Below are 12,393 nucleotides of genomic sequence, written 5' to 3'. Positions count from 1 at the left end.
TTCATTTGGGTAGCTCAACAAACATCAATTTCATTATTTCATTGCAGAGGAGGCCAAACTTATGTACAAAATCGGTAATCAAGGCACGTTCAAAGCGTTGCCTGATCCAGCCCTCGCAATCTACCAAGGAGATGTTGCCCGTGTTGAAGCATATATACAGCAAGGAATGGACTTGGAAGAAAAAATAGCATTAAGCTCGAACATTACGCTTCGTCCGCTTGACCTGGCATTGATCTGTAATCAGTCTAAGGTGATCAGACTTCTTGTGGAGCGAGGGGCCGAGATCAATGCTAAAGACCATCCAGCCATTTTATATGCGGCGCGCTACGGTGGAGCAGATGTGATTCGTTATTTAGTTGAGCAAGGAGCCAAATTGAACGGACTAAGCCGGTTAAAATCAAGTGCATACGACGAGGCATACTACGGGAACAAAAAGAATATTTCGGTGTTGAACGACCTTGGGTTGGACATCCGCAAATATGGCGGCAAAACGTTACGAAAAGCAGTATCGGATCATGATATGAAAACGGTTCAATACCTGCTGAATGAGGGTGTGGACATCAACTACAACGAGCCGGATATGGTTTATCCGTACAAAGCGACACCGCTCACCGTAGCTGCACGGCAGAACAGTATACGAATGGTCAAATATTTGGTGGAACAAGGTGCGGATGTGACGTTGCAGGAGAAGGACGGGGAGCGGGCCTACACGATTGCGGTCAGTCAGAAAAATAATGAAATGGCTGAATACTTGAAATCACACGAGCCTGAGGAGTTCCATAATCTGAGCAATAAACTGCATGCACTACAATCATACAAGCTCCCCGAAACGTTAATCCGTTTTATGACCGAAGGTTCACGCCGAATAGACCTGCCAAGCTGTCCCGCTGGCGTTGGTTATATTGAATTCTTTTCGTTGACAGATACGGTGGAGATGAAGATGGGCAGGCAGAAGCTATTGCGTTTATCCTCTGATCTGGATCAGTACTCTCATATGCTCATCGTCTGGAATCCAAGCAAAAAGATGATAGGTTATGCCGATATTGAACATCAGGAGCAGGGCACATTATGCACATTTAAACAATTTTTGGAAGAACCAGAGGTTTACATTGAACGGCTTTTGAATTAGAAACAGTGGTGTCTTGATTTGTGAAACCTCTTGCATAACGCGGTTGCGATTGCAAGAGGTTTTTGAGTTTTCTCAAAGTGGTGCCTAAATAGGAAAAATATCTCATGAAATATGAACTATACTAGTGCGTAAGAAGGTTAGAAATGGTAAAATAGCAATGCCTAAACATGAAAAAAGACGATAATTGACGAATATTAATATATCTTATGATTGTGTTGGTTGGGATCATAGATGTTGAAATCTAGTATTTTAAGCTAAAGTGAGGAATAGAATATGGCTATTATTGATGTAATCAAGTATGACGGTTCGCCCGACGTGTTTGCCTGGAAACATCCGGAGACTGAATTGGGAACTTGGACTCAGTTAATTGTAAATCAATCTCAACAGGCTATACTCTTTAAGGATGGAAAGGCCCTTGATCTGTTCGGTCCAGGCAGGCACACCTTAAGTACAGCGAACATCCCGATACTAAACCGACTTATTAACCTTCCATTTGGAGGGAAGTCCCCTTTTGCTGCAGAAGTCTGGTATGTGAATCAAGTAAGTGCTATGGACGTCAAGTGGGGAACTGCGAATCCGATTCAGGTTCAGGACCCGAAATATAATATTATTGTGCCTGTTAGAGCTTTTGGACAAATGGGCATGAAAATCTCAGATTCACGAAAATTTTTAGTCAAACTTGTAGGAACACTGCCAGAGTTTAATCAGCTCAATATGGTGAACTACTTCCGTGGATTAATTACGATGAATATCAATTCGATGCTATCTTCCTATTTAATACATAGAAAAGTAAGTGTGTTAGAAATTAATGCCTATATCGCTGAAATATCACGACACTTTGCGGACAACATCGCTTCTACATTTGACGAGTTTGGAATCGAACTTATCAATCTATACATTCATAATGTCAATTTGCCCGAAGAAGACCCATCGGTCATTCGATTACGGGAAGCACTCGCGCGCAAAGCGGAAATGGATATCATTGGATACACCTATCAGCAGGAACGCTCATTCGACACGCTTGAAGGTGCAGCCAAGAATGAAGGAAGCATGCAGTCTGATATTATGGGCGCAGGTCTTGGTATGGGCATGGGCGTAGGTTTGGGAGGTTCGTTTAGTAGCGGAATGTCTGAAATGTCCAAAGTAATGTCTACAACAACAGAAACGCCTGCCGTACGCTTGTGCGGGCATTGTCAACATCCGAATCAGGAACAGAGCTCTTTTTGCAGTAAATGCGGAAAATCATTAGCTGGAAAATCTGCAACGACGGACTGTAATAATTGTGGTCACACGATGGAGAAAGGCACCAAATTTTGTCCGAACTGCGGTGACAAATATTATGCTTGTCCTTCATGTGGGGCTGATAATGAGGAGAATGCGTCTGAATGCGTGAAGTGTCACGAACCGATGCCAAGGCCATGTCCAAATTGCAACCATATGAATGGGCCTCACACTAAATTTTGTGGAAACTGTGGTACAGGTTTAACGTTGAAGTGTAGTCAATGTCAACATGAAGTACAACCTGGTCAGAAATTCTGTCTCGATTGCGGAAACAATCTGCAAGAAGGGGGGCAGGCTTAGTGATGGTGAAACGGAGCAACGTTTTTATTCTAGATGTAATCTATCTTGTCTGTTTAATTTTAAGTTCGATCATCTCATTTACGATGTTTAGCAACGATATTCTATCATTTCCATTCTGGATTAATCTTGCCGCATCGTACGTTGCGATGACGACTTTGTGGATTTATGCGCGTCATGTGATGCAAAATATGGATCGCTTTAAACGTTTTGTCCCAGGTTACACAGCTATAGGCATTGTATTAATCATTTATCTGGGGTGTGTCATTTTTTATGCGTTATTCGTAGGTTTCGCAGATCATGCGCTGCGTTGGTTTGTTTTGTTACATGTAATCACTGCGGCTCTTGCTTTCATTTTGTGCGCTATTTTAATGATCTATATTCGATCAGGAAGTGAGCATGAAGCCAATCAACAATTGAATATTAACGACTGGAAATCAATTGAGAACGCCATGTATCAGTTGCTTAATATGATGGATAAACATCCAATGTTGAATGTGGAAAAGGACAGGAAGTCAGTAGAAGCCATCATTGAGCTGGTTAAATATAGCGATCCAATCGCTCCAGCTGCCGTGCAGTATCATGATCGTCAGATTCTTATAGATATTGGATTGTTGAAAGAAGAACTGTCTATTCAGTATGAGGCAGGAGAAGTAGTAAATAGTGAACGTGTGGCTATGCAATTATCCCGATTGATGTCTCGTCTAAAAGAAAGAAATCAACAGATTCTTTCGCTCAAATCTTAACCATGTTTTAGGGGGAGAAGCAAGTGAAGAGGTTTTTTGGAATTATTTTAATCATCATCTCGTTTATAACCATTCTATTCTCATTAATGATGATGGCGGATGAAGCGGGTCTAGCCGTTTTTAGTTTAATCGTACTTTTTATTCCTGGTGTTATTGTATTGGTTACGGGAATAAAAATGTGTGGTCGACCTAAGTCTCGTTCTAAATCGGCTCGTAATGATCAATATCCGACTAGTGTTAAAGAACATTATAAGGATGTGTACCTTGATAAAAACCATACCCAGCAAAAAGAGCCGGTTTCGGTAAATTGCTCTGGATGTGGAGCTAAGGTAGAGGTATATCCTAATTTGTCGGCAAATTGTGAGTATTGTGGGACAACGGTAAGAACTTCGTAGTTTCACTGACTTGCTTGAAGCTTGAGAATGAAGACTTGTAATAGATTATTTGAGTGCTTACAGAGTGTTCTTTGGAGGAATTATCATGATCAGAGCGATTTTTGGATTGATATTTTTGATCTATGCAATTGGTATGCCTATTGCCTTTTTTAATGCAGGTAATCACAAACAAATCAAGAGTGAGCCTTTTATCTTTATGTGTCTCCTTGTATTAGAATTTATTTTTATATTTTCAGCGATTAAATTACTCCAAAGAAAAAAGGTTCCTCAAAAACAATTTTATGGCGGGGATTATGGGAGTGATTCAGATCCGGTACTAGAAAATACTTATCGGCCCCAAGAAGTTGGAAATGGGTACTCAAGTTACAATAGCAATACGGTGATTTATACAAATAACCAGTCACTTAGCTACACAGAGATAAATATAAACAGCGACAAGTATGCTAAAGACAAAGAAGAAAAGGTTGAAGAGAAAGTTGAAGAAGCACCAAGACAAGTTTCAGTGACCTGCTCGGGGTGTGGGGCGAAGGTAAAGGTGTATCGAAAACAGTTCACGGATTGTGAGTACTGCGGAACAACGGTTGAGGCTTCATAAATCAGTAGAATAAATATAAAGAGAACCACAGCTTTGTCCCTTTGAATAGGGGATAGGCTGTGGCTTTCTTTTTATACTCTGCTCTAAAAGTCTCTAGTCCGATCAAAGACTTCGTATAACTGCTCCCGATTAATCTTGAAGGAACCTAGCTGGTTTGTTTTTAACTGATCCTCTAGTTGATCAATCAAGTCCGCAAGTGCCGCAGCAATCTCTTCACGCTCAACCGTCTCAATCCATTCCGATTTGGCATTCATTTGATTAAACGTCTGTGTATACTCCTGAGTAAACGAAATGAGTTGATCGGAGAGTGTGTCTTCATAATCATTTCTCTGGCTCAATTCACGAATCCGCTTCAAAGATTGTTTATACAACTGCGCGGCTTTTTTGGCATGTACTGCCTTGATCTGTTCCCGTCCGTCCCAATCCCGAAATGGATTGTTCAGATTTTCAGCGAGCCATTCCGGTTTACGAGGCTGAGTGATATCGAGATCGATTCGGGTTTCGGCAACTTTTTTATATCTGGTTTTGATCGACTTGGCTGCTTCTGCCGGGAGACTGCTCATCCAAAGCGTATGTAATTCAGGAAGTTGCTGGGGACTTGGAAATTGATCTCCATCAAAACCAAATAGATCATTCGTGCTGAACATTTGCAAGGACTTTAGATGTTGAATGGAATGAATACCGGATACTGTGCCGGGTTTACCCCACAAACGTAATTCGGAAAGTTCAGGATATGCTTGAACGACAGATTCAATATCAAGCTCCTTGATTTTATACAATTGAAGGCTACTGAGACGAGAAAGACCGCGAATTTCTGGCAAAGTTTCCGCTATACTCAAGGTCAGCCGCTGTCCATTTGCAGTCGTATCAATAAGAAGACCTGGACTGATCTCGCCGGTGAAACTTAGGAAATCCATCTTGTTATTGAGTATAATCTTCTCCATTCCGCTAGCATCCACAACAAGCCGGGTCAACTGCGTTTGACTGAAATTCAGTATACGTTGCCCGTGGTTCTGTACATGAAGTTCATAAACGAAGGGATTCTCTTTCAGAAAAGGGATGATAGCCTCGTGGTATCCATTCATCTCGATATGAGTCAGACACGGAAGTGCTTCAAGTTCAGCCACATCGTCTGCCGAAGTTGGAATGAAGTTACGAATCGTGCTAGTGTTACGTCGCATCTTAATCCCGCGGGCGGTGATGTCACTGTGGTCATGAGCTGCCTGCTTAAAAAGAGTTCTTCGGCTTTCATCGATGAGTTCCCATTGCCGCTGACGATACAAGCTTTCTCCGGCCGGCCAACCCGAACTGTAACCTCGTGATTCTTCTGATATTAGGGGAGGGCGGTTGCCGACTAAAATATAGGATACAGGAACATCCGCTTTTACATAGTTATGCTCTAAGGTACCATTCCAAAAAAAGAAATTACAGATCAGCGGTTTCATCACGTCAAGCTCGGATTCCGTTGGAAGCTGATCTCCAGACCAGTTCAATTCCAGAATCGCGGCTAGTTGACGTGGTTTTTTATCTTTTGTTTCTTTCAAAGCAGTGATCTGACAGGCCGTATATTGTTGCATTTGCTCATTAAAGCTGCAGTATATATCCCCGATAGATGGAAACATAATAAACTCCTCTCAACATATTAAGAGTACCTTGGAAAGAAAATGAAGCCCAAATTCGTTATCCGAATTATATCATCTAAGTCTCATAAACTTCCAATTCAAGGCAAGCACAGCCCACGTTCTTCTTATCCGCAGCACGCACAGTTTGACTCAGTTATACGCCAGAGCTTGAATGCAGTATTATCTCATGATGTCCCAGCATACAGTACAACAACGAGATGTTTGCCCAAGGAGGAGAATATAACCGATGATCAATCCGATCTTGAAATCCCCCAATGTTCCGCTTGCTGCGGATTCCAATGCTGTGGTGAATTACCGGAGAGATTCAAGCAACTACGTCACTCAGTTATTTGGAGAGCAGTTGCCAACGATTGAGAATGGTTTTTTTAATGTTTGTCTGAGTAAAGGGATTATTGTGCAACCCCACTGGCACCCCAATGTAACCGAGATGGTTGTGGTAATCAGCGGTGAGATTACAGCTTCCGTGTTCAATCCGTTCACACGCGAACGAATAACGTATCGTTTGAAGCGGGGGCAAGTGGTTGTTTTCCCAAAAGGCTGGTTTCATTGGTTTGTTGCGGAGACCGATGGCGTATATGTGCTGACCATATTTGATCAACCGACACCGGATATTGTATTTGGGGCAGATTTTCTTGCGGCTACACCGCCGGAGGTCGCTCACCGCGCATATTGTCTGGATGAAGAAGCTTATGCCAAAGCGGTTGCGTCCATCCAGAATGATGCCATTCTTGGCCCTAATATTGGTTGTGGAACAGACGTTTCGGATACCTCCGTTCAAGCTTCCAAGGCTTCTAAGGCGACAAGGGAATAACGTTAATAACCGAAATCATCCGGGCTGATTAACCTGTCTTAATTGAATATCCTTCCTTAACCTGCAGCTGCGTGGATTCGGTTGCAGGTTTTTATATTTGCATAAGTTGACGCCATTCACCCTCTCTCTGTTACTATAGGAGTAACAACAATGAAAATGGAGGATTCTTCTATGACTATTGCTAAAAATGAATGGCTGGAAACAGCATTAAGTTATGCACCAGTAATCATGTTTGATCAGAATGAGCCTTTTTATCCGGATTTCGTTGGCGTGTCCGTGCTTGAGCATTCTGGGCCGTCTCCTTCTTTTCGTAGAGAGCTACAGTTTCCTTCTGAAGCAGTAAAGTATGTTATCGAATATGCGATATGGTGGGATTACGAGATCGGACATCTCTATGAGCTGGAGCATGTATGGGTGTATGTGGGACATGATGGAGAAGTCGTGGATTGCGAAGCCAGCTTTCATGGGAGAGTATTAAGAGGGCTGTTAAAAGATAGAGTTAATCTGGTTGGTCATCATGTGTGCCTGTACTCCCAGCCGGGGAAACACGCCTTTTCACCATTGCCGGTTGTATTTGAGTTGTTGCCTAATCTGTATAGTGTAGCAGGCGCTGAGGCGGGATGTGATGGCTTGCTTGTAAATGAAATGTTTGAACCGTTTTTTCAAACCAGTGAACAGATCGATGCGCGTGTCAAAAAATATCTGCAAACCAAAGCATTTGTACCCTCGATGCAGTTTGAAGAGTACTTGTTGAAACCGGAGATGTTTATGACATGGGACAAGCTGTTTGAACTTATTCCACAGCGAATTAAAAATTGTCTAGCAGAGCTAGAGCAGATTTATTAATATGAATGATAGTGGATGGATTTGAGTTTATTGTTCAGAAATTGCTAAAAAATTGCATATGAATCTAGAAAACAATCAAACTCCTGCATAGTGAATTTGATTGTTTTTTTAGTTCAATTGAATCATGTATTTTAATTTTATTATTAGTCTTAAGTCGTATTTATTAGATGTTTTGAACAGGTGAGTAGAACTATCTCGATTAGTTATCATATGAATTAGTCCAAAGAACTATGAACTAACATATAGGTCCAAGTAAAAAAGATAACATTGAGCGCACATCATCAAAAAAAGAGATATGTACAAAAATGTATATATAAATTTCGTTAATATGAATGTTTATTCTATTAAATTTAGATTAATAGTATTTAATATGATAAAAACAAGAGTCTTATTTATCATAAAAATTTTACATAAAAATGAAAGTTTGCAAAAATAAAATTTATCTATTCAGTTTTCTAATATTTCTGTCGAAATACATCGTATGTTGTCTGGAGAGCGATCCATAGAATGGATTAGCAAACTTTATTTACATAACTAGACACGAAGAAACTTAGGGGGAGATAAAATGAAGTGGTTTGGCAACTTGAAAACAGCAACAAAGATTATCTCAGCATTTTTGGTAGTATCTCTGATTCTTGCGATTCTGGGAGTGTATTCAATCACGACACTTAGAAGTACCAATGAGCACATGAAAGAAATGTATAACAGCAATCTGATTTCAGTAAAAGAATTGAGCGGAGCACAAATGAATTACCAGAGGATGCGGGTTAACATTCGTGATCTCAACTTTGAGAAAAATGCCACAGAGCAAACTCGCATTGTCGATAATATTAATACCATTAAAGGTAACATCGAGAGTCAAATTGAAGGCTATCGTCCTCTGGCAACGACCCCCGAAGAAACTGAGCTCCTTAGCAAATTCGATACACAGTACTCAAATTACATGCGAATCTTTGAGCAAGGTATAGAGCTGGCAAAAAGTGATGACGATCAAGGATTTATCGTTTTCTTGAAAGATACACTCAAACCTCCTGGTGATGAAGCCCTCGCTACGATGGGTGAAATGGTGGAATTGAATGTGAAACTGGCGGAACAGAACAATTCAAAGTCGGAAGCAGCGTACACAAGTGCATTCACAGTTACCGTTGTTTTGGTCATTGGTTCGATTATTTTTAGTATTATCATTGGATTTGTGATCTCCCGTTCCATCTCCAGACCTCTAATGGCTATGCTTGGTCTAGCTACAGAAGTTTCTAACGGAAACCTTACCCTCAAGTCTGATATCTCCTCAAAAGACGAGGTTGGGCAACTGGCCTTTGCGCTTAATCGCATGGTAGACAATCTGCGAGAATTAATTAATAACATTGTCATGAATTCACAGAGTGTTGCAGCATCATCTGAACAAATCTCGGCAAGTACACAGGAAATTGCTAGTACAAGTACAAGTCAATCGAGTGAAGCAGCAAACATCTCCGAATTGTTTAAGGAATTGTCTCTGGCTATTAACTCTGTAGCTGCAAGTGCTGAAGAAGCCGCTGAGTTGTCTAATGATACGGTGAAAACGGCACGTGAAGGCGGTCATGTTGTCCAGACTTCCCTGGAAGGTATGCAAGCCGTGAATATGAAAATGGCGAAGCTTGAAGAAGATTCACGCAAAATTGGTGACATCATCGAAGTTATTGACGATATTGCTGAACAGACAAACTTACTTGCATTAAATGCGGCGATTGAAGCAGCCCGTGCAGGAGAGCAAGGAAGAGGATTTGCAGTCGTAGCTGATGAAGTTCGCAAGCTTGCTGAACGTAGTGGTGAAGCGACCAAAGAAATTACAACAATTATCAAAGTGATGCAGGAGAATACAAGACAAAGCGTGCAAGCCGTTTCGGATAGTGTAGAGCAATCATCCAAAACAGGACAAGCCTTTGATCAGATCATTGAGATGGTGAATAATTCTTCTCAGAAAGTCAATGAAATCGCGGCTGCGTGTGAGGAAGAGGCGGCACAAGCTGCGGAGGTGATGAGCTCAGTAGAGTCGATTTCTGCATCCAGTGAGGAATCTGCGGCGGCATCCGAAGAAACGGCGGCAACTTGTCAATCGCTCGCACATCTTGCAGAAGAATTGTCTGTATCTGCGTCTGCTTTCAAAACCCAGTAATAATAACGAATTGAGGGTGAAACGATGTCTTCACTTCAGAAAGAACAATATATCGAACTGTCTGTCGGCGCAGAGACCTGTGCCATTCGAATCGAAGAAATTCATGAAATTATAAAAATGCAAAGTATTACCGATATTCCGTTTAGTCGTACCGAAATCAAAGGAGTCATGAACCTACGTGGTAAAGTTGTCTGCGTCATGAGCCTGCGTAATTTGCTTGGCATGCCAGACGAATCGGCAACCCGGGCGACCCGAATCATTGTGGTACGTTATCAAGATGAGTATATCGGTTTGATTGTAGATCGAGTCAGCAAAGTCACAACTTATTCGGAAATACATCCGCCTACTGGAGGTCATGGACGCAACCTTGAGATATTTTTTCAGGGTGTGGGCCAACAGGGAGACAGTCTGGTTGGTATATTGAAACTGGATGAAATATTGGGCGGTTAGGAGGGAATGCACCAATGATGGATTTGTCCGCCTATCGCGACATATTTATCGAAGAACTGAATGATCAGTTGGAACGGATGGATCAGTCCTTGCTTGCACTTGAGCTTTCACCTTCTGTGGAACTTGTGCAGACCTTATTTCGGGCGGCTCATACGATTAAGGGCTCGGCTTCGACTATGGATTTTCGTGAATTAAGTGATCTGACACATGAAGTGGAGTATGCATTGGAATGGGTGCGATCCAAGAAACCGGAAATTACCGCACAACTCGTTGACACCCTTTTTCGTTCGTTGGATGCCATGAGAGTGCTTAGGGATCAATACGTGCAAGGCGAAAGTTTTACTGATTTCCGTGCAGTGGTTAAAGAAATACAAGACATGATTCATCAACCGGCCTTGGCTCAGCAGACCAAGTCACCCGTTCTACAGTCTGTGGAGTCGAATCTGTTCGATGAAGTACTTGAACCAGGTCAGCAGATTTTTTCCATTCGCATTGTATTAAGCTCAGATTGTTTGATGAAAGCAGCTAGATATCATATTTTGTGCAAACGGGTTGAAGATGTATGTGGCAGTGTACTAGCCACATCCATTGAAAAGCAGGGTCTTGATGAGGAACTGGGAGAGGCGCACTATAACGAGTTTGTGATCGTTACAGCATCTTCTCTGGATCAAGCTCAGATTGAGAGTGCGTTATCCGGAGATTCGGATATTCGGAGCGTGGATGTCGGTCCATATATTTTGGCGACAGAAGAGGTTGCTGTAACATCTGAATTAATAGAGACTGAAATGACAGTTGGCAAAGAAAAAAGCGACACGTCAGTGCCTCTTCAGGAAGATAAGATGAAGTCAACCCAGCCTACGGTTCGCGTAAGTGTGGAGCGACTGGATCATTTGATGAACCTCGTGGGTGAGTTGCTTATTGATCAGACCTCTCTTGCTGATTTGAGCCGTACTGGTGCCCGTAAGGAGCCCTCCCCAGTGATTCAAAGTATTGGCGGAGTGTCCGACCATATGGGGAGAGTCATTAAGGAACTGCAGGACGGAGTTATGAAGACGCGGATGTTGCCTATTGATCAATTGTTGAACCGGTTCCCGAGGCTGGTTCGGGATTTGTCGCAGAAGCTGGGCAAAGATATTGAGCTGGTCATTAAAGGCGGAGAGACTGAGCTGGATCGCATGATTATCGAAGAACTCAGTGATCCGTTAATCCATCTAATTCGGAACAGTGCAGATCATGGCATTGAGAGTGCTGAGGTTCGGGCCCAACAGAACAAGCCTGCCAAAGGACGAATCAAACTGACCTCATACCACGAGGAAAATCATGTCGTTATTCGTTTTTCGGATGATGGTAAGGGTATTGATGGAGAGCAGATTAAAGTTTCTGCACTGAAGAAAGGCCTGATCACCGAAGAGCAAGCGGCTCGTTTGAATGCACAGGAAGCCGTTCATCTGATTTTTGAACCAGGGTTCTCTACGGCTTCAACCGTTAGCGATGTATCTGGCCGAGGTGTTGGCATGGACATCGTAAGAAGCCAGATCGGAAGGTTGAATGGCATCATAGATATTGATACAGAGGTTGGTATCGGAACGACATTTACGATTAGGTTACCGCTCACCTTAGCCATTATCAAAGGGCTTCTGGTGAATGTTTCTGGTAGGGTATTGATTTTGCCGATGTACAACGTAGCGGAGATCGTGCGCATTAAACCGGAAGAGATTCAGATGATTCAGGGCCAACAATCCATTTTGAATCATGGACGTATCGTGCCTTTCTACCGACTGTGTGACAAGTTGCAGTACCCGCGCACCGACCGTAAGTCCAAGACGATTCCACTCGTCATTGTGCGTTCTGTCGATAAAATTGCGGCTTATGCAGTGGATGAGATCATCGGAAATCAGGAAGTGGTAATTAAGTCGCTTGGAACATACCTCGGAGCAATGAATCATCTATCTGGTGCAACCATTCTGGGGAACGGTAAAGTGGCTCTCATTCTGGACGCTTCTTATCTAGTCAGCCATTAAAAGTTAAAGAACTCACTTCATTCA

General features: G+C 42.3%; 11 protein-coding genes. 10 read left to right on the top strand and 1 reads right to left on the bottom strand.

Features of this window, described 5'->3' with window-relative positions:
* The first annotated feature begins 61 nt into the window (after positions 1-61).
* The 5 genes from MKY23_RS16915 (at position 62) to MKY23_RS16895 (ending at position 4,443) form a co-directional block, all read left to right on the top strand.
* The gene (locus MKY23_RS16915; protein WP_339830988.1) at positions 62-1,129 is read left to right on the top strand and encodes an ankyrin repeat domain-containing protein; all 1,068 of its coding nucleotides are present in this window, start codon (positions 62-64) and stop codon (positions 1,127-1,129) included.
* A 273-nt stretch (positions 1,130-1,402) separates the two neighbouring features.
* Positions 1,403-2,710, top strand: a complete 1,308-nt coding sequence (locus MKY23_RS16910) for an SPFH domain-containing protein (RefSeq protein WP_339830986.1) — start codon at positions 1,403-1,405, stop codon at positions 2,708-2,710.
* Positions 2,710-3,453: a hypothetical protein gene (locus MKY23_RS16905; RefSeq protein ID WP_339830984.1), complete on the top strand. Its 744-nt coding sequence runs from the start codon at positions 2,710-2,712 to the stop codon at positions 3,451-3,453. The genes MKY23_RS16910 and MKY23_RS16905 overlap by 1 nt, the downstream gene beginning before the upstream one ends.
* A gap of 23 nt (positions 3,454-3,476) precedes the next feature.
* Complete coding sequence (locus tag MKY23_RS16900; protein WP_339830982.1) at positions 3,477-3,848, top strand: hypothetical protein; 372 nt, start codon at positions 3,477-3,479, stop codon at positions 3,846-3,848.
* Between the two features lie 85 nt (positions 3,849-3,933).
* Positions 3,934-4,443, top strand: a complete 510-nt coding sequence (locus MKY23_RS16895) for a hypothetical protein (protein WP_339830980.1) — start codon at positions 3,934-3,936, stop codon at positions 4,441-4,443.
* Between the two features lie 83 nt (positions 4,444-4,526).
* Here MKY23_RS16895 and MKY23_RS16890 read toward each other — a convergent pair whose 3' ends face one another.
* Complete coding sequence (locus MKY23_RS16890) at positions 4,527-6,065, bottom strand: hypothetical protein (RefSeq protein WP_339830978.1); 1,539 nt, start codon at positions 6,063-6,065, stop codon at positions 4,527-4,529.
* A gap of 247 nt (positions 6,066-6,312) precedes the next feature.
* Between MKY23_RS16890 and MKY23_RS16885 the strand changes: the two genes are divergently transcribed.
* From MKY23_RS16885 to MKY23_RS16865, 5 genes are all read left to right on the top strand, one after another.
* Entirely contained in the window at positions 6,313-6,897 is a 585-nt protein-coding gene (locus tag MKY23_RS16885; RefSeq protein WP_339830976.1) for a cupin domain-containing protein, read from the top strand.
* 171 nt (positions 6,898-7,068) lie between these two features.
* The gene (locus tag MKY23_RS16880; RefSeq protein ID WP_339830974.1) at positions 7,069-7,743 is read left to right on the top strand and encodes a hypothetical protein; all 675 of its coding nucleotides are present in this window, start codon (positions 7,069-7,071) and stop codon (positions 7,741-7,743) included.
* 565 nt (positions 7,744-8,308) lie between these two features.
* Positions 8,309-9,898, top strand: coding sequence for a methyl-accepting chemotaxis protein (locus MKY23_RS16875; protein WP_339830971.1), 1,590 nt, complete (start codon positions 8,309-8,311; stop codon positions 9,896-9,898).
* A gap of 24 nt (positions 9,899-9,922) precedes the next feature.
* Positions 9,923-10,348 carry a chemotaxis protein CheW gene (locus tag MKY23_RS16870; protein WP_154890524.1) on the top strand — a complete coding sequence of 142 codons (426 nt, stop codon included), beginning with the start codon at positions 9,923-9,925 and terminating at the stop codon, positions 10,346-10,348.
* A gap of 14 nt (positions 10,349-10,362) precedes the next feature.
* Entirely contained in the window at positions 10,363-12,369 is a 2,007-nt protein-coding gene (locus MKY23_RS16865) for a chemotaxis protein CheA (RefSeq protein ID WP_339830969.1), read from the top strand.
* The last annotated feature ends 24 nt before the right edge of the window (positions 12,370-12,393 follow it).

It is taken from the genome of Paenibacillus sp. FSL R7-0272, from assembly GCF_037969905.1.
GTDB classification, from domain to species: Bacteria; Bacillota; Bacilli; order Paenibacillales; family Paenibacillaceae; genus Paenibacillus; species Paenibacillus polysaccharolyticus.
The sequence above is the reverse complement of the archived record's forward strand: the minus strand, read 5'-3'. Positions and strand labels throughout refer to the sequence as shown.